This window comes from Novosphingobium resinovorum, from assembly GCF_036352595.1.
Lineage (GTDB): Bacteria > Pseudomonadota > Alphaproteobacteria > Sphingomonadales > Sphingomonadaceae > Novosphingobium > Novosphingobium resinovorum_B.
In genome coordinates this window covers 103,521-124,953 of the sequence record NZ_JAZFAX010000005.1, presented here as the reverse complement: position 1 = coordinate 124,953, position 21,433 = coordinate 103,521, and the positions used below count along the sequence as shown (strand labels likewise).

The 21,433-nt window shown below is 67.2% G+C and carries 14 protein-coding genes; 6 read left to right on the top strand and 8 right to left on the bottom strand.

Features of this window, described 5'->3' with window-relative positions; all coding sequences use genetic code 11:
• The first annotated feature begins 2 nt into the window (after positions 1-2).
• Both V2S85_RS07125 and V2S85_RS07120 read left to right on the top strand, forming a co-directional pair.
• The gene (locus V2S85_RS07125) at positions 3-1,433 is read left to right on the top strand and encodes an efflux transporter outer membrane subunit (protein ID WP_330702163.1); all 1,431 of its coding nucleotides are present in this window, start codon (positions 3-5) and stop codon (positions 1,431-1,433) included.
• A 206-nt stretch (positions 1,434-1,639) separates the two neighbouring features.
• Entirely contained in the window at positions 1,640-3,904 is a 2,265-nt protein-coding gene (locus V2S85_RS07120) for an NADP-dependent malic enzyme (protein WP_330702162.1), read from the top strand.
• A 319-nt stretch (positions 3,905-4,223) separates the two neighbouring features.
• Here V2S85_RS07120 and V2S85_RS07115 read toward each other — a convergent pair whose 3' ends face one another.
• The 4 genes from V2S85_RS07115 to V2S85_RS07100 form a co-directional block, all read right to left on the bottom strand.
• The gene (locus V2S85_RS07115) at positions 4,224-5,300 is read right to left on the bottom strand and encodes an LLM class flavin-dependent oxidoreductase (RefSeq protein WP_330702161.1); all 1,077 of its coding nucleotides are present in this window, start codon (positions 5,298-5,300) and stop codon (positions 4,224-4,226) included.
• Entirely contained in the window at positions 5,297-6,202 is a 906-nt protein-coding gene (locus V2S85_RS07110) for an aldo/keto reductase (protein ID WP_330702160.1), read from the bottom strand. Before V2S85_RS07110 ends, V2S85_RS07115 begins: the two co-directional genes overlap by 4 nt.
• A gap of 11 nt (positions 6,203-6,213) precedes the next feature.
• Positions 6,214-7,230 (bottom strand): LacI family DNA-binding transcriptional regulator, encoded by a 1,017-nt coding sequence (locus V2S85_RS07105; RefSeq protein ID WP_069708994.1) that lies wholly within the window; start codon positions 7,228-7,230, stop codon positions 6,214-6,216.
• Between the two features lie 277 nt (positions 7,231-7,507).
• The gene (locus V2S85_RS07100) at positions 7,508-9,520 is read right to left on the bottom strand and encodes an alpha-glucosidase (RefSeq protein WP_330702271.1); all 2,013 of its coding nucleotides are present in this window, start codon (positions 9,518-9,520) and stop codon (positions 7,508-7,510) included.
• Between the two features lie 153 nt (positions 9,521-9,673).
• Between V2S85_RS07100 and V2S85_RS07095 the strand changes: the two genes are divergently transcribed.
• Positions 9,674-11,989 carry a TonB-dependent receptor gene (locus V2S85_RS07095; RefSeq protein WP_330702159.1) on the top strand — a complete coding sequence of 772 codons (2,316 nt, stop codon included), beginning with the start codon at positions 9,674-9,676 and terminating at the stop codon, positions 11,987-11,989.
• A 732-nt stretch (positions 11,990-12,721) separates the two neighbouring features.
• Here the strand turns inward: V2S85_RS07095 and V2S85_RS07090 are convergent.
• Entirely contained in the window at positions 12,722-13,981 is a 1,260-nt protein-coding gene (locus V2S85_RS07090; RefSeq protein WP_330702158.1) for an MFS transporter, read from the bottom strand.
• A gap of 163 nt (positions 13,982-14,144) precedes the next feature.
• Here V2S85_RS07090 and V2S85_RS07085 point away from each other — a divergent pair, with 163 nt between their 5' ends.
• The 3 genes from V2S85_RS07085 to V2S85_RS07075 are packed head-to-tail and all read left to right on the top strand — an operon-like array spanning position 14,145 to position 18,164.
• Entirely contained in the window at positions 14,145-15,212 is a 1,068-nt protein-coding gene (locus V2S85_RS07085) for a YeiH family protein (RefSeq protein WP_330702157.1), read from the top strand.
• Between the two features lie 8 nt (positions 15,213-15,220).
• Positions 15,221-16,681, top strand: a complete 1,461-nt coding sequence (locus V2S85_RS07080; RefSeq protein WP_330702156.1) for a glycerol-3-phosphate dehydrogenase — start codon at positions 15,221-15,223, stop codon at positions 16,679-16,681.
• Between the two features lie 4 nt (positions 16,682-16,685).
• Complete coding sequence (locus V2S85_RS07075) at positions 16,686-18,164, top strand: glycerol kinase (RefSeq protein WP_330702155.1); 1,479 nt, start codon at positions 16,686-16,688, stop codon at positions 18,162-18,164.
• Positions 18,165-18,330: 166 nt separating this feature from the next.
• Here V2S85_RS07075 and ahpF read toward each other — a convergent pair whose 3' ends face one another.
• From ahpF to V2S85_RS07060, 3 genes are all read right to left on the bottom strand, one after another.
• Positions 18,331-19,932: an alkyl hydroperoxide reductase subunit F gene (gene ahpF / locus V2S85_RS07070; RefSeq protein WP_330702154.1), complete on the bottom strand. Its 1,602-nt coding sequence runs from the start codon at positions 19,930-19,932 to the stop codon at positions 18,331-18,333.
• A 194-nt stretch (positions 19,933-20,126) separates the two neighbouring features.
• Positions 20,127-20,693 (bottom strand): alkyl hydroperoxide reductase subunit C, encoded by a 567-nt coding sequence (gene ahpC, locus V2S85_RS07065; protein ID WP_008831739.1) that lies wholly within the window; start codon positions 20,691-20,693, stop codon positions 20,127-20,129.
• Positions 20,694-20,949: 256 nt separating this feature from the next.
• Complete coding sequence (locus tag V2S85_RS07060; RefSeq protein ID WP_330702153.1) at positions 20,950-21,405, bottom strand: YaiI/YqxD family protein; 456 nt, start codon at positions 21,403-21,405, stop codon at positions 20,950-20,952.
• Between the last annotated feature and the right edge of the window lie 28 nt (positions 21,406-21,433).

Sequence of the window (21,433 nt, the reverse complement as noted above, 5' to 3'; positions counted from 1 at the left end):
ACATGAAAAAGTCTATCCTCGTCCTGCTCGCCGGCACTTCGCTGCTGGCCGGCTGCAACCTCGCGCCGAAGTACGAGCGGCCCGCCGGCGCGGTGCCGGTGGCGCTGCCCGAGGGCGGCGTCTATCCCGCCGCCCCGACCGACGCGGTCGACGTATCGCGCATCGGCTGGCGCGATTTCTTCCTCGATGACCGGCTGCGGCAGGTCATCGAGACGGGCCTTGCCAACAACCGCGACTTGCGGATCGCGGCGGGCAACGTGCAGCAGGCGCGGGCGCAGTACCGCGTCCAGCGTGCCGACCGCCTGCCCACGGTCAATGCCGGCGGCACCGCGACGTACACCAACAACCTCGCCAGCATGGGCGGCGGCTCGACCAGCACCGACATCGAGATATACCAGGCCACCGTTGGCCTCTCGGCGTTCGAGCTGGACCTGTTCGGCCGCGTGCGCAATCTCAGCCGCGCGGCGCAGGAGCAGTACTTCGCCAGCGAGGAGGCCCAGCGTACCGCGCGCATCAGCCTCATCGCCGAGATCGCCAGCGCCTGGCTGACGATGGCCTCGGACAGCGAGCAGCTGCGCCTCTCGCGTGAAACGGCGAAGGCCTTCGAGCAGACGCTGGACCTCACCCGGGCGCAGTTCCGCATCGGCACCGGCTCCGAGCTGGAAGTGCGCCAGGCCGAGACCAGCTACCAGAGTGCGGTCAACGACATCGCCGCGCTGGAAACCAGCGTGGCGCGCGACCAGAACGCGCTCAACCTGCTGGCCGGCACCACCGTCCCGGCGGAGCAGCTGCCCACCGGGCTTGGCGACGCGCCGCTGACCCGCGATGCGTTGCCGGGCGGCATTTCCTCCGACGTGCTGCTGCGCCGTCCGGACGTGCTGCAGGCCGAACACCAGCTGATCGCCGAGAACGCCAACATCGGCGCCGCGCGCGCGGCGTTCTTCCCGACGATCTCGCTGACCGGCACGCTCGGCACGCTGAGCACCGCGCTCGGCGGCCTGTTCAAGGACGGCAGCTACACTTACACCGGCTCGCCCAGCGCCTCGCTGCCGCTGTTCGACTTCGGCCGCCGCAAGGGCAACCTCGACTACGCCAAGGCCTCGCGCGATGTCGCCGTGGCGACGTACGAGAAGGCGATCCAGACGGCCTTCCGCGAAGTCTCCGACGCGCTCGCCCAGCGCGGCCGCATCGGCGACCAGATCCGCGCGCAGTCCACCCGCGCCGAAGCGGCGGGTGTTGCCGCGAAGCTGTCCGACGCGCGGTTCCGCTCGGGCGTGGACTCGTTCCTCGTGACCCTCGACGCGCAGCGCACGGCCTATGGTGCGCAGCAGGCGCTGGTCACCACGCGGCTGACGCAGGCGAGCAACCTGGTGGAACTCTACCGCTCGCTGGGCGGCGGACTTGAGGAAACCACGCAGGTCGGCACCAACTGACCGGCTGCCTCCTCCCGGAAACGGGGGGAGGCAGGTGCGTTTTGTGCACCCGGCATTGCGGCACGCGGCACGGGAAAGGTATTTGCGCCTTTCGCCGATGACGAAGTGTATCTCCGCCCCTCAATTTACACGCATGCCACTCGACATCGCTGCGCGAACCGTGTTGGGGGATCGGCGAATCCAAGAGACAAGCACGGGACGAAACCATGGACGAGACGCTGCGCCGCGCCGCACTTGATTACCACCGCCTGCCTCGGCCCGGCAAGCTGACCATCGAACCGACCAAGCGCATGGTGAACCAGCGCGACCTCGCGCTCGCCTATTCGCCCGGCGTCGCCGTGCCTTGCATGGAAATCGCTGAAGATCCGGCCAAGGCGCTGGATTACACCGCGCGCGGCAACCTCGTCGCGGTGATCTCGAACGGCACCGCCGTGCTCGGCCTCGGCGCGATCGGCGCGCTGGCCTCGAAGCCGGTGATGGAAGGCAAGGCCGTCCTGTTCAAGAAGTTCGCCGACATCGACGTGTTCGACATCGAGGTCGACACCGTCGATCCCGACAAGTTCATCGAGGCGGTGGCGCTGCTGGAGCCGACGTTCGGCGGCATCAACCTCGAAGACATCAAGGCGCCCGAGTGCTTCTACATCGAGGCCGAGCTGAAGAAGCGCATGAACATCCCGGTGTTCCATGACGACCAGCACGGCACCGCGATCGTCGTCGCCGCCGCCGTGCGCAACGCGCTGGTGCTGCAGGGCCGCACGCTGGCCGACGCCAAGCTGGTCACTTCGGGCGCGGGCGCGGCGGCGCTGGCCTGCGTCGATCTGCTCGTCTCGATGGGCCTGCCGATCGAGAACGTGACGCTGACCGACAAGGACGGCGTGATCCATTCCGGCCGCGAGGGCATGCTGCCCAACATGGCGCGCTATGCCCGCGATACCAACGCGCGTTCGCTGCCCGACGTGCTGCCGGGCGCCACCGTGTTCCTCGGCCTTTCGGCGCCGGGCGTGCTCAAGCCGGAATGGCTGCCGCTGCTGGGCGACAAGCCGCTGATCTTCGCGCTCGCCAACCCCGAGCCGGAAATCCGCCCCGAGGCCGCCCGCGAAGTGCGCCCCGATGCGATCATCGCCACGGGCCGTTCGGACTACCCGAACCAGGTCAACAACGTCCTGTGCTTCCCCTACATCTTCCGCGGCGCACTGGATGCGGGCGCGACGCAGATCAACGAGGCGATGAAGGCGGCCGCCGCCGAAGCCATCGCCGGTCTGGCGCGCATGCCCGCGCATGACAGCGTCGCGCAGGCATACGGCGGCCGCAAGCTGGTGTTCGGCCCCGAGTACATCATCCCCACCCCGTTCGACCCGCGCCTGATCGTCGAGATCGCCGGCGCCGTCGCCAAGGCGGCGATGGATTCGGGCGTCGCGACCAAGACGCTCGACATCGCCGAGTACAAGCGTTCGCTGGCGAACATGAACACCCGCTCGGGCCAGCTCATGCTGCCGGTCTACCAGGCCGCGCGCGGGGCGATGAAGCGCGTCGCTTACGGCGAGGGCGAGGACGAACGCGTGCTGCGCGCGGTGCAGGATGCGCTCGACGAAGGCATGGTGCGCCCGACGCTGGTGGGGCGCCGCCGGATTCTGGAGCAGAAGCTGCCCGAACTCGGCCTGTCGTTCAAGCTGGGCGAGGACGTCGACATCGTCGATCCCGAGACCGACCATGAGCTGTTCGGCGAACTCGTTGCGGCTTACGGCGCGATCGCCAGCCGCAAGGGCGTGCCGACCGCCGAAGTGCTGCGCCACACCTATCGCCGCCCGACCGTCACCGCCGCGATGCTGCTGCGCACCGGCAAGGTCGATGCGGCGCTGGTCGGCGGCAACTCGGAATACTGGGGCCAGATCGAGCACGTCCTGCGCATCATCGATCGCGCACCCGACGTGAAGCGCGTCTATGCGCTGTCGGGCCTGATCCTCGATGCGGGCGTGCTGTTCCTGACCGACACCCACATGGTGCCCGATCCGACGCCTGAACAGATCGCCGAGATGACGGTGCTGGCGGCGGACGCGGTGCGCCGCTTCGGCCTCGACCCGAAGGTGGCGCTGCTGTCGCACTCGAACTTCGGTTCGTCGAACAGCCCCAGCGCGCGCAAGATGCGCTCGGCGGCGCAGCTGGTGCGCAAGGTCGCGCCGGAACTGCGCGTGGACGGCGAAATGCACGCCGACGCCGCGCTCAGCCAGGCGCTGCGCGAAAAGCTGGTGCCGGATTCGGGCTTCGAGGGCGCTGCGAACTTGCTGGTCATGCCGAACCTCGATGCGGCGAACATTACGCTGACGGCGCTCTCGGCCTCGTCCAGCTCGCCGACGGTCGGCCCGATGCTGCTTGGCCTGTCGCAGCCGATCCACGTGCTGACGCCGGGGGTCACCGCACGCGGTATCCTGAACCTGACCAGCATCGCGGTCTGCGCTGCCGACGGGCATTGAGTTGCGGGGAGGGTGCCCGGGCGCTCTCTCCCTCACCGCCATCCGCTTCGTCACCCTGAACTTGTTTCAGGGTCCATCGTGCAGCGTGGGCCGAAGGGTCGAGCCACGCTGCACTCGCGGTTTGCGGATCAAGCGACCGCGGCATCGTCCTGATGGACCCTGAAACAAGTTCAGGGTGACCCGGTGTTTGGCGCGATTACCTGTCTGCCCGAGGGGGCTTCGACAAGCTCAGCCTGAGCGGATTTGCCAAGTTTAGAAGGGGTTGAGGTTTACCCCAACCCCGCTCACCCTGAGCTTGTCGAAGGGTCTGCGCGGATCGTCAGAGCACCAGCGGCGCGTGGTTGATCTGCGGCAGCACATGCCGCGAGAACAGATCCGCCTCCGCCGCGTGCGGATAGCCCGACAGGATGAAGGCATCGATGCCCTCCGCCTGATAGGCCTTCAGCTTCGCCAGCACCTGATCCGGATCGCCGACGATCGCCGCGCCGCAGCCCGACCGGGCGCGCCCGATGCCCGTCCAAAGGTTGTCCTCGACGAAGCCGTCGCCGCCCGCAGCACCGCGCAGTTCGGCCTGACGGGTCACTCCGACGCTGGCGCTGTCGAGCGACTTCTGCCGGATCGCCTCGCCCGCCGCATCGTCCAGCTTGGACAGCAGGCGATCGGCATAGACGCGCGCCTCGTCCTCGGTCTCGCGCACGATGACGTGAGCGCGGTAGCCGAACTTGAGCGTGCGGCCGTACTTCGCCGCGCGTGCGGTCATGTCCGCGATCGTCTCGCGCACCTTGTCCATCGTGTCGGGCCACATCAGGTAGACGTCGCAGCCCTTGGCCGCAGCTTCGCGCGCGTCTTCTGACAGGCCGCCGAAGTAGAGCGGCGGGCACTGGCCCGAGACGGTGGTGATGCGCGCGGGCGGCAGGTCGAGGTTGTAGAACTCGCCCTCGTACTTCAGGTGCTCGCCGTTCAGCATGATCTTGAGGATCTGCATCACCTCGAGCGTGCGCTGGTAGCGGGCGCGGCTGTCCAGCTTCTCGCCTGGCAGGTCGGACGAGATGATGTTCACCGTCAGCCGCCCACCCAGGATGCGGTCGAGCGTGGCGATGCGGCGCGCCAGCTGCGGCGGCCAGTCCTCGCCCATGCGCACGGCCCAGAGCAGGCGGATCTTCTCCACCAGCGGGGCGATGGCGCCCGCGAACATGGTGGTGTCGATGCCCAGCGCATAGCCGGAGGGGAGCAGGATGTTGTCGAACCCGCCCTTTTCGGCCTGCAGCACGATGTTGCGGCAATGCTCCCAGCTGGAGGCCAGCGCCGGATCGGGCTGGCCAAGGAACTCGTAGTCATCGTCGCACAGCGCCGAAAACCAGCTTACCTCACAGGTCTTGTCAGTGGTGGTGCTCACGGCAGGGGCTCTCCTTTCGATGCGACCAGTACCGCGTACCAGCTGGCGCGGGTCCAGCGGACCTTGAGTGCGTCAGTGGCTTCCGCGATCCGGTCGGCCTTTTGTGATCCGACGATGGGGATGATGCGCGCCGGGTGCGCCATGATCCAGCTGTAGGCGGCCGCCGTGCGCGACACGCCGAACTCTTCCGCCGCCTGATCGAGCAGCGCGGCGACTTCCTTGCTGCGGGCGTCTTCCGGCGCGGCGAGACGACCACCGCCCAGCGGCGACCATGCCAGCACGGCCATGTCCATGGCGATGGCCTGGTCCAGCTCGCCGTTCTCGATCGTGTCGAGGCGCAGGGCCGAGATTTCCGGCTGGGTGGAGACGATCGGCAGGCTCACGAACTGCTGCAGCGTGGCGATCTGGCAGGTAGTGAAGTTGGAAACGCCGAAGCTGCGGATCTTGCCCGCCTTATGTGCCGCTTCGACGGCCTTTGCGATTTCCGAAGGGTGCGTGAGGATGTCGGGACGATGGATCTGCCACAGCTCGACGCTGTCGGTGCCGAGGCGGGTGAGCGAGGCGTCGATGGCGCTGGTGAGGTATTCGGCGCTCGAATCGTAAGGCAGGGGGGGCATGATGCCGCCCTTGGTGGCGATCACCAGCTTCTCGCGCAGGCCCGGTTCGCTGGCGAGCGCCTTGCCCAGCAGCGCTTCCGCATCGCCGAAGCCGCCCTTGCCGTCGAAGCCGTAGATGTCGGCGGTGTCGATGAAGTCGATCCCTGCATCCAGCGCGGCATGGAGCAGGCGCACGGCATCGGAGGCCTCGCCTTCCATGCGCCAGTTGCCCCAGGCGAGGGCGGAGACTTCGATGCCGCTCTTGCCGAGCTGGCGGCGGGCGGCCGGGGAGGGGAGGTAGGTCATGGGTGTTCCTGTCAGGAGAGAAGGTCGGGATTGATGCGGGCGACCGAGGCACGCTCGATCAGGTCGTGGGGAAGGCGCCGGTGCGTGGCCTGCGCGCCTTCGAGAAGAAGCTGCGTGGCGGCATGCGCCAGTTCGCGGGTGGGCTGGCGGATCGTGGTCAGCTGCGGCCAGACCATCCGCGCGACCATGGTGTCGTCGAAGCCGACCACCGAGAGGTCGTCGGGCACGCCCAGCCCCATGTCGTGCGCGACGGAGAGCACGCCCGCCGCCATGTCGTCGTTGCTGGCGAAGATCGCGGTGGGGCGGCGCTTGCCCTTGAGGAACCGCTGCGCCGCGGCGACGCCGCTGTCGAAATCGAACTCGCCCGGAGCGATCAGCGCGGGCTCGAACGGCAGCCCCGCGCGGTCTAGCGCGCGGCGGTAGCCGAACAGGCGCTCCTCCGAGGCCATGTGGTTGGAGTGCCCCTTCACGAAGCCGATGTGGCGATGGCCGCGCGCGATGAGGTAGCTGGTCATGTCGTCCGCCGCCTGGGCATCGTCCATGAAGACCGAGGAGGTCATCGCATGGTTGGTGCCCGGCGAGATGCGCACGAAGGGGATGTCCATGCCCTCCAGCGCCTTCAGCACCGGCACGCAGTCGGTAACGGGAGAGGAGAGGACGATGCCGTCCACATGCGTTTCCGTCACCAGCCCGCGCACCTGTTCGCCGACCAGCGGGTCCGCCACGTCCACCGGCTGCGCGAGGAGGCGCGAGCCGTTCTGCTGGCAGGCTTCCCAGCAGCCCATCTGGATCTGGTTCATGTAGTAGGGGCTGTGGTTGTCGTAGATCAGCGCGATCTGGCCCGACTTGGTGCCCGCCAGAATGCGCGCGGCGACGCTCGGCCGGAAGCCGAGTTCCTGCATCGCCTTCTCGACGCGCTCCTTGGTGTCGGTGCTGACGTAGCGATGCCCGTTCAGCACGCGGCTGACCGTCTTGATCGATACGCCCGCCAGCGCCGAGACGTCCTTGATGTTGGACCGTTCGCTCATGTGCTCTCCCCCGTGCACGACGCAGCCGTCCCGCCCCACCGTCCGTCATTGCGAGCGAAGCGAAGCAACCCGGGGCAGCTTGCGCAAGCGCTGGATTGCCGCGCCCCTGCGGGGCTCGCAATGACGAGGGAGGGACAAGTGCCCGAGCCGTTCATCGATATCGCTCGCCCCCACCGCTCGTCATTGCGAGGCCGCAGGGCGAAACAATCCAGGCCGGTTTGCGCGGCCCTGGGTTGCTTCGCTGCGCTCGCAATGACGAGAAGGGGGAGCATTTCCGTCATGCCTTCAACGATGCGAAGAGAGGCGCGAACTGGCTGCCGGGCAAGTAGAAAACGGGCGGCTGGCCATAGGGCGCGGCCACGGTATGCGTGCCGGGGGCGAAGTCCTCGCCGGTCCAGAGGTGACGCCACGGGGTGTCGCCGGGCAGGATGACTTCGCGCTGCGTCGCCTCGGCCTCGACGATCGGCGCCACCAGCATGTCGGCGCCGTAGAGGTACTGGTCCTGCACGCTGAACAGCACCTCCTCGAAGTAGTGCAGGAACAGCGGGCGCTGCACCGGCAGGCCGGTCGCCACGGCCTCGTCGCTGAGGTGGCGCACGTAAGGCGCCAGTGCCTTGTGGACGCGCGACATCGCGGCGAACTGGCCGAGCAGTTCGGGGCTGGAATCGATCTGCAGGTTGTCGTCCGGGCGGTTGCCTTCGTGGCTGCGCATCACCGGCGAGAACGCGCCCAGCTCGCACCAGCGCATCATCAGGTCCGCGTCACGCACGTTGCCATGCAGGCTGGTGTAGCCGCCCACGTCGCTGTGCGAATAGGCATTGCCGACCAGCCCCGCCGACAGCGCGGCGGTGAGCACGGTGTTGATGCCGTCGTGCCTTGTGAAGTCCACCGACTGGTCGCCTGCCCACAGCAGCGGGCAATGCGCCTGCACACCAGAGAATCCGGCGCGCATGAAGAACACCGCCTCGCCGGTCTTGCCGCGAGAAGCCACGGCGCGCGCGTTCGCTTCGGCCCAGAGGACGGGCCAGCGGTTGTGCATCAGCATCGGATCGCTGCCGTCGTGGAGGCGCAGATCGACCGGCAGGTACTCGCCGAAGTCCGCCATCCAGCCCGAAAGGCCGAAGTCCAGCATCTCGCGCCCGATCACGCGGTCGGCGAACCAGTCCATCGCGGCGGGGTTGGTGAAGTCCACCACGCCGCAGTCGAACTCGCCGAAATCGACGAGATAGACCGCGTCCGAATCCTGCCGCAGCGCGAGATAGCCCAGCGCCTCGGCCTCGGCATACTGCCTGCCGTCATTGGCGAGGTAGGGGTTCACGTAGCCGAGGAAGCGCACGCCTTTCTCCGCCAGCGCGGCGATACGGGCGGGCAGTTCGGGATAGCGCGCCTCGTTCCACGACCAGTCCCAGAACAGGCGTCGGCCGAAGCTGGTCTGGCGGATGCCGATCCAGTCCTCGCACCACAGGCCGGAGACTTCGGCGCCCGCGTCCATGATCTTCTCAAGGCGCGCGAAGCTGACGTCGCCTTCCTTGAGGCCGACGATGGCTCCGCCGATGGCCCAGTCGGGCAGGGCGGGCTGGCGGCCGAAGCGGCTGGAAAGCGCGCCGACCAGCGCAGGCAAGTCGTTGGCGGCGAAGAATTCGAGAGTGAACGCGCCTTCCCACACTTCGATCCGGTGGCGGGCGGCGTCGGTGAAGTCGAGCACGGAATAGGCGCTGCTGCCCAGATGGCAGGCCCAAAGGCTGGAAGTCAGGAGGGTGGGCTGCGGATAGTTGGTCCACCAGTAATCGCCGCCGGCCATGCCGTTCTGGTCCATCAGGCGGGTCAGTTCGGTGGACTTGTCGCGTCCGACGCCGGGTTCGCTGGTCCAGATCGGGAAGCGGCGGCCCGAGAGGTCGAGGTAGCTCATCTGCTCCCCACCGCCCCAGACATGCTCGCCCGGCTGCGCCGCCAGATCGACCCAGACCCGGTCGTAGGCGGGATCGAGCACCGCGATGTCCAGCGAATCGCCGCTCACCGAAACCCGCAGCATCGGCGCGGCCCCGGCACTGGCCGAAAGGACCAGATCGCCACCGTCGATCGCAGCGAAGCCCAGCTCCACGCGGCCCTTAGGCGCATCGCTAATGGCGAAGTTGCCGCGCACCATTTCCACTTCAGGAGCACCACGCGCGACCGCGAATGCAGGGCTCGCGGGCGATCCGCGCAGCACCTTGCGGCCAGCCAGCAGGCAGGCGAATCCGTCTTCCCGAACGTCGAAAGTCAGCGACACGTTTCCAGTCCCATGAGTCATGTTGTTGTTATTCTGCAGCACGCTCGTCGCCGTCGCGCTGTCCCGATATGACAACGCTTGACAGAAATGTTCGGCCCAATCAAGAGGGGTGCAACCGACAGGACGACCTGAGGCTCAAACACTCAGGCTCCGCATAAGCAGGAGGGGAAACATATGATTTCGCACGCCACCACCACGCCCGGAGCGATTCTGGCGCGCACCGCGCTGGCGCTTTCGGCGTCGGCCGTCGCGCTTGTCGCCGCGACCCCGGCCAACGCGCAGGTCGACGAGATTATCGTTACCGCGCAGAAGGTTCAGCAGAACGTCCAGGACGTGCCGATCGCCATCAGCGCGGTCACCGGCGAGGCCATGGCCCGCGCCGGCGCCAAGAGTCTGGAAGACATCACCTCGATCGTTCCCTCGGTCACCTTCCGCAAGGGCACGACCAACGCCAACAGCGCGATCGTCATGCGCGGCGTCGGCACGATCAGCTTCTCGGTCGCGGCCGAACCCAGTGTGTCCACCGTTGTCGACGGCATCGTGCTGAGCCGTTCGGGCCAGTCGTTCCTCGACCTCGTCGATTTCGACCGCCTCGAAGTGCTGCGCGGGCCCCAGGGCACGCTATTCGGCAAGAACGCCTCGGCGGGCCTCGTCAACATCGTGTCGAAGGGCGGCACCGACCACTTCGAGGCCGAGGCCAACGTCTCTGGCACCACCGACGACGAGTACCGCGCCAAGATGACCGTCTCCGGCCCGATCTCGGAGAACCTGAAGGGCCGCCTGACCGGATTTTACGGCACTTACGACGGCAACATCAAGAACACCTACTACGACAAGACCGTCAACGGCTACGAGCACTACGGCGCGCGCGGAGTGCTGGATTATGACGCGGGCGGCAGCCGCCTGCGCCTGATCGCGGATTACTTCAAGGCCGACGACGACTGCTGCGCCGAAGTGACCGGCGTGTCGCGCGGCACCGCGATCGACGGCGAACTGGGCATCGTCCCGCAGGGCGAGGATACCCGCGAGGTCAACCAGAACCTCATCACCCGCTCGCTCGACCGTCAGTACAGCTTCACCATGAGCGCCGACATCGACACCTTCGCGGACCACACGTTCTCGATCGTCACCGGCTACCGCAACTGGAAGAACACCGAGATCCGCGACGGCGACTTCCTGCCCCGCGCGATCGTCGGCACCCCGCAGCTGCACGACCACGGCACCGTCGAGACCGACCAGGTCTCCGCCGAAGTCCGCCTCGCCTCGCCGCAGAACCAGGCGCTGACGTATCAGGTCGGCGGTTTCCTGTGGTATTCGAAGAACACGCAGGATTTTACCCGCAGCGACGTGACATGCTCGGCGTCCACCTCGCCGGTCGATCCGGTGACGGGCGCGCAGCCGTGCAACCTGGCGGATACCGTCAACACGCAGTTCGTCTCGGCGACCTCGCGCTCGGACGTCTCGTTCCGCAACTGGGCGGTCTTCGGCCAGGCGACCTATGCGTTCACCGATGCCCTGCGCCTGACGCTGGGCGGCCGCTTCACGCATGACAGCGTCAGCTTCACCCACGTTCGCGGCGCCGCGATCAACAGCGCCACCGGTCTGCCCACGGCCGCCTCGGGCCTGCTGGCCTACGGCGCCGGCGGCACCATCGCCACCGGCGGCAACGGCACCGACACCTCGCGCGGCAGCACCAGCGCCGACAACTTCTCGGGCAAGGCGGTGCTGCAGTACGACGTCATGGACGACGTGATGGTCTACGGCAGCTACACGCGCGGCTACAAGGGTCCGGCGTTCAACGTCTTCTTCAACCACACCGCGCCGAGCAACGCCGAACCGATCGATCCCGAGAAGTCGAACAGCTTCGAAGTGGGCTTCAAGAGCCAGTGGTTCGACCGCGTGGTGCAGCTGAACGCGGCGGCGTTCCTTGTCGACTACAAGGGCTTCCAGGCGAACAACTTCGTGCTCATCAACGGTGCGACGACCACCAGTCTGACCAACGCGGGCGACGTGCGCTCGAAGGGCTTCGAGGCCGACCTGACCGTCGCCCCGACCGAGGGCCTGACCTTCCGCGCCAGCGCCGCCTATGCCGATGCCAAGGTGCGCAAGTTCAACCCGAACCCGCTGACCAACGCGCCCGACGCGCGTGACGGCACCCGCCTGCCGCTGGCGCCCAAGTTCAGCTACACCATCGGCGCGGACTACGACGTCCCCGTCGGCCCGGTGAAGCTGTACCTGTCGAGCGACTGGCACCATGTCTCGAAGCAGTTCTCCGACCTTGGCGAGAGCGGGCCGATCGATCCCTACGGCATCTGGAACGCCAGCATCGGCGTGTCGGACGCGGAGGATACCTATCGCCTGACCTTCATGGTCCGCAACATCCTCGACGACAGCTACGTGCTGCTCAACACCGCCAACCGCACCCGCCTGATGATCCCGCGCGACGCGGATCGCTATGCGGGCCTGAACTTGCGGGCGAAGTTCAACTGAGGACGGGCGCAAACGTCCTTCGCTGAATGCTCGCACAAAGAACCCCCGGCGGATCTCCTCCCCGCCGGGGGTTTTTTATTCCTCCCCGAGCTTGTCTCGGGGAGGGGGACCGCCCGCGCAGCGGGTGGTGGAGGGGGATGGGCCAGGCGGATTCCCCCTCCGTCACCGCCTTCGGCGGCGCCACCTCCCCGAGACAAGCTCGGGGAGGAACTGAACTCTGCACATATGGCAATGCCCGCTGGCGAGTGCGGGCCTAACGCCGGGGGAAGTCAACGCAACCGAGAGTGAACATCGGGTCGGCGTCGGGAGCGTCCAAGCAGGGACGCGGGGTTTTGTTTTCCACCTGCTCTGACGAGCGGCCGGGTAGCGGTGGTCAGCCCGGCTCGACCTTGGCATTCCATCGGAGCCGTCCCGTATGACCGACGTTAGGGTTCGCGTCGTTGGCGGTCATGGGTCATCCGGGATAGCCTTCGCGGTGTCTGTCCAGAAGGACAAAGCGGTTCGAAGGACGTTTCCAGAGCCGAGAGGACGGTCCGGGTCTTCGTTGGGCGCGTGGTTTGCGCGATCGCGGCTGAAACCGCATCCCGGCCCACGACGCCGACCCGATACACCGGGGCGACTTGTACATCACCGCTCCGGATGCTGGGGTATATAACCTATGTGGTTATAAATGTCAACGGAGTGCGTGCACAACCCCGTCATCCCGGATCAAGTCCGGGATGACGCCAAGGCCTACTCGGCCGCCGCCAGCTTCGGCTGCATGAGGTGGATGTAGGCCGTCGCCACCAGATAGGCCCCGCCGCACACCACGAATAGCGGCGCGTAGCCGAGGCCCGTCTTGAGCGACCAGCCCGCGAACTCGATGATCCCGGTCCCGGTGAGGTTCCCAGCCACCGCGCCCAGCGCGATCACGGTGGCCATGCGGCGGGCGGGGATGATCTCGGTCGCCATGCCGAAGATGTTGGTCGAAAAGCCCTGATGCGCGAACAGGCCAAGGCCGATGCACACCGCTGCGATCCACGGATTGCTCACCAGCATCGCCAGCGGCATCGCCAGCACCACCAGCGCATAAGCCAGCATCGAGCCCTTGCGCGCCAGGTTCATCGACACCCCGCGCAGCAGCAGCGCCGGATAGAGCGCGCCCGAGGACACCGCGCCGAGTGCCGCCAGCGTGAAGATCACCGCGATCGGCCAGCCGAGTTCGCCCTGGCTCAGGTTGAACTGGCGGGCGAAGAAGTCCGGCATCCAGAACAGCACGAACCACCAGACGAGGTCGGTCAGCGCCTTGGCCCCGATCACCGTCCAGCTGCGCCGGTCGGAGAGGATCGCGCCCCACTCGACCTTTCCGCGCGTGGTGGCGGCCTGTCCGGCCACCGGCGTCAGCTTCGCGGTGTTGAGCTTCCACGCCAGCAGCCATACGAGGCCGAGCGCGCCGGTGACGACGAACGCCGCCTTCCAGCCGAAGGCCAGCGCGAAAGGGGGGATGATGATGGGGGTGAGGATCGCGCCGATGTTGGGCGCGGTGTTGATGATGCCGATGCCGACCGAGCGGCGCGCGGCGGGCAGGTAGATCGCGGCGGTCTTCATCGCGGCGGGGGTGTTGACCGATTCGGCGGTCGCCAGCACGGCACGGGCGATCACGAATTGCTGCACGCTGGCGGCCAGCGCATGGGCCATCCCCGCAAGGCTCCACAAGGCCACGGCGAAACCGTAGGCGAAGCGCACGCCGAAACGATCGACGAACCAGCCCACGCCGAGCAGCGAAGCCGCCGCCGCCAGCTGGAAGATCGAGCCGAGATGCGCGAACTGCTGGTCGTCCCAGTGGAACTCCGCTTCCAGCATCGGCTTGAGCAGCGCCAGCACCTGCCGGTCGACGTAGTTCAGCGCCGTCGCGAAAAAGATCAGCGCGATCAACACGTTCTGTGCGCGGATGGCGGCGCGGTCAGGGGGAGGGGCCGCTACGGGCGCAGCCGTCTGTTGATGGATGGTCATTCTTGCTCTCCCCTATCCCGCCGTTTCGTCGGCGGCAATTCTTCCTGCCCCTCGCGCAAAGCTCTTGCTCCGCTGCGTGGGTGGTCATAAAGATGGATATGACAACGTAGGACATACGGCAAGCGTCTTCGATAAGAGAGATGCGGCGAAAGGACGGGGACCAGTGAGCGCAGAACACGCAGGCGACCTTTACGGCGAGATGTTCCTCGCCCAGTCGGGCGGCCCCGCCGCGAAGCCGAGCCGTATCGAGATATGGAAAAAGCTCTGGCCGGGCCTCGCCATCTGCGGCATCGCCAGCATCGCCGCCGCCTGGCTTTCCGAGCACTACGGCGCGCCGATCATCCTGATGGGCCTGCTGATCGGCCTCGCCCTGAACTTCGTGACCAGCGAGAAGCGCACGCATCCGGGGCTCGATTTCGCCTCCAAGGCCTGTCTGCGCTGGGGCATCGTCGTGCTCGGCACGCAAGTGACGCTGGCGCAGATCGTGGCGCTCGGCCCGGTGCCGTTCCTGGCGCTGCTGATGGTGATGGCCGCCGCGATGGGCGCGGCGCTGCTGGTGGCGCGGGCGACCGGCGCCTCGACCGCGATCGGCATCCTTGCGGGCGGCGCGACGGCGATCTGCGGGGCCTCCGCCGCGTTGGCGTTGTTCGGCGTGCTGGGGGCGAAGCGGATCAGTCAGGCGCAATTCGCGCTGACCCTCGTGGTGATCTCGATGGCGAGCGCGATCGCGATGTCGTTCTATCCGCCGCTCGCAGGGCTGATGCACCTCGACGACCGGCAGGCGGGGTTCCTGATCGGCGCCTCGATTCACGACGTCGCGCAGGCGATCGGCGGCGGCTATGCCTATTCGGATATTGCCGGAAGCTACGCCACCATCGTCAAGCTGAGCCGCGTGGCGCTGTTGGCGCCGATCGTGGCGGTCGTCTCGCTGATGTACACCGACGAGGATGCCGGGGAGCGCCACTGGATCCGGAAACTTGCGATGCCCTGGTTCATTACCCTGTTTCTGGCGGTGGTGGTGCTCAATTCGCTGGTGACGATCCCGGCTTTCGTGGTCCACCTGAACCTGACGCTGTCGAAGACGCTGCTGCTGCTGGCGGTGACGGCCACCGCGATGCGCTCGCGCCTCGATCTGGTGATGCAGATGGGCTGGCGCGCGGCGATGCCGGTGGTGGCGGCGACGCTGGCCTCGCTGGTGGTCGCCACGGCCTTCAGCATGATGATCTTGTGAGTGTGTGAATGACTGAAATCTACGACATCGCGATCATCGGCGGCGGCGTGAACGGCTGCGGCATCGCGCGCGATGCCGCCGGGCGCGGCGCCAAGGTGCTGGTGCTGGAGCAGGGCGATCTGGCGGGCGGCACTTCGTCCGCCTCGACCAAGCTGATCCACGGCGGCTTGCGCTACCTTGAGCACTACGAGTTCGCCCTCGTGCGCGAGGCGCTGACCGAGCGCGAGCGGCTGTGGAAGATCGCCCCGCACATCATCCACCCGATGCGCTTCGTGCTGCCGCATGTGAAGGGCCTGCGCCCACGCTGGCTGCTGCGGCTCGGCCTGTTCCTCTACGACCACATCGGCGGCCGCAAGGCGCTGCCCGCGACGGAGTCCATCGACCTGCACCGGCACCCGGCGGGCAAGCCCCTGAAGCCGGGGTTCGGCAAGGCCTTCGTCTATTCCGACGGCTGGGTGGACGATGCGCGGCTGGTGGTCCTGAACGCCCGCGACGCGGCGGACCGGGGCGCGACGATCCTGACCCGGACCGGTGTCGAGAAGCTGGAGCGCGAGGGCGGGGTGTGGACCATCCATACCACTGGCGGCACGTTCCGCGCGAAGGCGGTGGTGAACGCGGCCGGGCCATCGGTGCTCGACCTCGTCGGCCGCGCCGGTGAGCGCACCAAGCGCGCGATGAGGCTGGTGCGCGGCTCGCACATCGTCGTGCCGCGCCTGTTCGAGCATCCTTACGCCTACTTCTTCCAGATCCCCGACGGGCGCATCTTCTTCGCGATCCCCTACCAGCACGACTTCACCCTGATCGGCACCACCGACCGCGACCACACCGGCCCGCTGAGCGAGGTGAAGGCCAGCGAGGAGGAGATCGCTTACTTGTGCGAGGCGGTCAACGCCTACTTCGCGAAGTCGATCACCCCTGCCGACGTGGTGTGGACCTACTCCGGCGTGCGCCCGCTGGTGGACGACGGTTCCGGCAAGCCCGAGGCGGCGACGCGCGGCTACGACTTCGACCTCGATCTGGACGGGGAGGGCGGCGCGCCGTTCCTCTCGGTGTTCGGCGGCAAGATCACGACCTATCGTCATCTCGCCAAGGATGCGGTGGAGAAGCTGCAGCCGCTGGTCCCGGCGCTCTCCGGCAAGGACTGGACCGCCACCGCGCCGCTGCCCGGCGGCGACTTCGCGATGGGCGCGATCGATGCGCTGAAGGCTGACCTCGCGCGCGAATACCCCCGCCTCGATGCGGCGACGGTGGACCGCGTGGCGCGGGCCTATGGCACGAAGGCGCGCGACTGGCTGGCGATGGACCCCGGCGAGGACTTCGGCCACGGCCTGACCGGGGCGGAGGTCGATTACCTCAAGGCCAACGAGTGGGCGCGCACGGCCGAGGATGTGCTGTGGCGCCGCACGAAACTGGGCCTCCGGCTCGACGCGGCACAAGCCGCGCGACTGCAAACATACATGGGTGAGTGAGCACGTGAACGGCGAACACATTCTGGTCCTCGACGAAGGGACCACCTCGACGCGGGCGATCGTCTACGGCGCGGACGGTAGGGTCCTGCACGTCGCGCAGAAGGAACTGACGCAGCATTATCCCGCCCCCGGCCGCGTCGAGCACGATGCCGCCGAGATCTGGGACAAGACCCTCGCCTGCGCGCGCGAGGTCATCGGCAAGGTGGGCGGCGCCGAGCGTATTGCCGCGCTCGGCATCACCAACCAGCGCGAGACGGTGGTGGCCTGGGACCGCCAGACCGGCGAGCCGATCACCCGCGCCATCGTCTGGCAGGACCGCCGCACCGCCGAGATGTGCGCCACGCTGCGCGATGGCGGGCATGAGGCCATGCTGCAGGAGCGGACCGGCCTTGTCGTCGATCCCTATTTCTCCGGCACCAAGATGCGCTGGGTGCTCGACAATGTGCCGGATGCGCGCGCCTTGGGCGAGCGGCTGGCGCTGGGCACGGTGGAGAGCTGGCTGGTCTGGAAGCTGACCGGGGGGTTGCATGTCACCGATGCCAGCAACGCCAGCCGTACGCAGCTGATGGCGCTGGACGGCGCGGACTGGGACGACGACCTGCTCGGCCTGTTCGGGGTGCCGCGTTCGGCATTGGGGAGGATCGTCGATACGGCGGGGACGGTGGGCACTTGCGATCCCGAACTGCTCGGCGCGCCGATCCCGATCAGCGGGCTTGCGGGTGACCAGCAGGCGGCGACGATCGGGCAGCACTGCCTCAAGGCGGGCGAAACCAAGGCCACCTTCGGCACTGGTGCCTTCATCCTCACCAACATGGGCGAGACCCTGCCGCGTTCCTCGCACCGGCTGCTCGGCACCGTGCTGTGCCAGCAGGACGGGCGGCGGACGTATGCGCTGGAAGGATCGATCTTCGTGGCGGGCAGCCTCATCAAGTGGTTGCGCGACGAACTCGGCGTGATCCGAACGGCGGCGGAGAGCGAGACGCTGGCGCGCGCGGTGGCGGACAATGGCGGTGTGCTGTTCCTGCCTGCGCTGGCGGGACTGGGCGCGCCGCACTGGCAGCCGGATGCCAAGGGCGTCGTCACCGGGCTCACGCAAGGGACCAGCCGGGCGCATATCGTGCGCGCGGCGATGGAATCGATGGCGCACCAGTGCCACGATCTGCAGGCCGCCTTCGCCGCCGACGGCGCGGCGTGGACATCGCTGCGCATCGACGGCGGGATGAGCGCCAACGACTGGATGGCGCAGGATCTGGCCGACGTGCTCGCGCTGCCCGTGGAGCGGCCGGCGGATATCGAGACGACCGCTCTGGGCGCGGCGATGCTGGCGGGGGTCGGGGTTGGCCTCCATGCCTCGCTGGAGGATGCGGTGGCGATGGGCAGCGCGTCGAAGCGGTTCGCGCCGGATATGGACGGGGCGGTGCGCGGCGGTCGCATCGCGATGTGGGAGGCTGGATTGAAGCGGCATATCGACGGGTTGGGGTGATTTCCAACTCGTCGTCATTGCGAGCGTAGCGAAGCAATCCAGGGCGGCCTCATACTGCCCTGGATTGCTTCGCTACGCTCGCAATGACGAACCGGGAGGAGGGCGCCCACGAAAAACGGGCGGGAATCCTACGATCCCCGCCCGCCTCTCGTTGGAACGTTTAAGCTCAGGCCGCCTGCTGAGCCGCCTGCGCGATCTCCTCGGGAGCCTCGTTGCGGATCAGGTAGTCGAATGCGGAAAGCGCCGCCTTCGACCCCTCGCCCATGGCGATGATGATCTGCTTGTAAGGCACCGTGGTCACGTCACCCGCCGCGAACACGCCGGGCAGGTTGGTGGCGGCCTTCTCGTCGATCACGATCTCGCCGCGCGCCGTCAGTTCGACGCCGGAGTCCTTCAGCCATTCGGTGTTGGGCACCAGCCCGATCTGGACGAACACGCCTTCCAGCTCGACCTTGTGCTCCTGGCCCGAATTGCGGTCCTTGTAGACCAGCGCGTTCACCTTCTCGCCGTCGCCTTCGACCTCGGTGGTCTGGGCGCTGGTGAAGATATCGACGTTCTTCATCGACTTCAGCTTGTCGACCAGAACCTGGTCGGCGCGCAGCTTGGCGTCGAATTCGATCAGGGTGACGTGGCCGACGATGTTGGCAAGGTCGATCGCCGCTTCGACGCCCGAGTTGCCGCCGCCGATCACCGCCACGCGCTTGCCTTTGAACAGCGGGCCGTCGCAGTGCGGGCAATAGGCCACGCCCTTGTTCTTGTACTCGGCCTCGCCGGGCACGCCGAGGTTCCGCCAGCGCGCGCCGGTGGTCAGCACCACCGAGCGGGCTTTCAGCGAAGCGCCGTTGGCGAACACGACTTCGTGATAGCCGCCGAGTTCCGTCGCCGGGATCAGCTTTTCGGCGCGCTGCAGGTTCATCACGTCGATGTCGTATTCAGCGACGTGCGATTCCAGCGCGGCGGCAAGCTTGGGGCCTTCGGTGTAGGGGACCGAGATGAAGTTCTCGATGCCCATGGTGTCCTGCACCTGGCCGCCGAAACGCTCGGCCGCGATGCCGGTGCTGAAGCCCTTGCGCGCGGTGTAGACCGACGCGGCGGCACCAGCGGGACCACCGCCGACGACGAGCACCTCGAAAGGCTTCTTCTCGGCCAGCTTGGCGGCGGCCTTGGCGTCGGCGCCGGTGTCGAGCTTGCCGAGGATTTCCTCGATGCTCATCTTGCCCGAACCCCACATCGCGCCGTTCAGGAAGACGGCGGGCACGGCCATGACTCCGCGTTCCTCGACCTCGGCCTGGAACGTGCCGCCTTCGATCAGCGTCACGTCGGCGTGCGGGTTGTTGAGTGCGATCAGCGTTAGCGCCTGCACCACGTCGGGGCAATTGTGGCACGAGAGCGAGAAGTACATCTCGAACGTCAGCGAGCCTTCGAGCGCCTTGGCCTGCTCAAGCACCTCGTCCGAGACCTTGGGCGGGTGACCGCCGGTCCACAGCAGGGCGAGGACGAGCGAGGTGAATTCATGGCCGAGCGGCAGTCCGGCGAAGCGCACCCAGGCGCTTGCGTCGCTCGCGCGGCGGATGATGAAGCTGGGGCGGCGCGCGTCATCGCCGTCGAAAGTGGCGGTGACCTTGTCCGAGAGCGAGGCGATGGTGGTCAGCAGCTCGCGGGTCTCGGTGGACTTTGCGTCATCGCCAAGGGAGGCGACGAGCTCGATCGGCTCGCGCAGCATGCCGAGGTATTGCGAGAGCTGTTGCTTCAGGTTGGCGTCGAGCATGAGTCAGGTTTCCTTTGTTGGGAATCCTCCCTGCGAAGCGGGGAGGGGGACCATCCGAAGGATGGTGGAGGGGGGCGGGGCGGTCCCGTCTGCAATGCGACGTCTGCGGCCCTGCGGCCCGCCCCCTCCGTCAGCCCCTTGCGGGGCTGCCACCTCCCCATGGCCTGCGGCCACGGGGAGGATTTGCAGGGGTCTTAGATCTTGCCGACGAGGTCGAGCGAGGGAGCCAGCGTGGCTTCGCCTTCTTCCCACTTGGCCGGGCAGACCTGGCCGGGGTGCTCGCGCCAGTACTTGGCGGCCTTGATCTTGCGGACCAGTTCCTTGGCGTTGCGGCCCACGCCCTCGGGGGTGATTTCGACCAGCTGGATCACGCCGTCCGGATCGACGACGAAGGTCGCGCGGTCAGCAAGGCCAACGCCTTCGCGCAGCACGCCGAAGTTGTTGGCAAGGTTGTGGTTCTGGTCGCCCAGGAAGGCGTAGGTGCACTTGCCGATGGCGTCCGAGGTGTCGTGCCATGCCTTGTGGCTGAAGTGCGTGTCGGTCGAAACGCCGAACACTTCGACGCCGAGGCCCTGAAGCGTGGCGTATTCACCAGCGAGGTCTTCCAGCTCGGTCGGGCACACGAAGGTGAAGTCCGCCGGGTAGAAGAAGAACACGGCCCACTTGCCCGCGATGTCGCCTTCGGTGACGTCGAAGAAGTCCTTACCGGCCTGGAAGGCGGTGTTCTTGAACGGCTTGATGGTGCTGCCGACGATACCCATGGATGTAGTTCCCTCAGTTGGGTGGTTGAAACTGGTGAAGCTCAGATAGGCCGGGGGTGTGACGATTGTAAGCACGATGATCCGATTGGGCTCATCGGTTCAGGCGATCAATCGGCGATGGATTGTGCAGCTCTGTCGATGAGATGTGGTTTGTGCCGATGGGGCTTCGACAAGCTCAGCCTGAGCGGGTTTCAAAGACTTGCTTTCAACTCCGCTCAGGCTGAGCTTGTCGAAGCCCCCTCCGCTAGACGCGACCTCAGGTTCGGGGTGCCCTCAGCAACCGCACCAGCACTTCGTCCAGCGCCGAGAGGAACCGCGAGCGGTCCTGCTTCGCGAACGGCGGCGGCCCGCCGATGATGTCTCCGCCCGCGCGCAAGTCCGCCATGATCGCGCGGGTGGCGATGGCGCTGCCGATCGAACTGGTGGTGAAAGGCTTGCCGTTGGGCGCAACCACGCTCGCACCCAGCTTCAGGCAGCGGTCCGCTAGGAGGATGTCGGCGGTTATCACCACCGTGGCGGCGTCCGTATTCTCCACGATCCAGTCGTCGGCCGCGTCGAAGGCGTCGCTGACCACCTTGCGGGAGATCAGCGTACTTTGCGGGACGCGGATCGCGCTGTTGCTGACGACGACGACGGGCACCTTGTGGCGAGCGGCGACCTTGTAGGTCTCCTCCTTCACCGGGCAGGCGTCGGCGTCGATCAGGATGCGCATGCAAATCCTCCCTGAGCTTGCTCGGGGA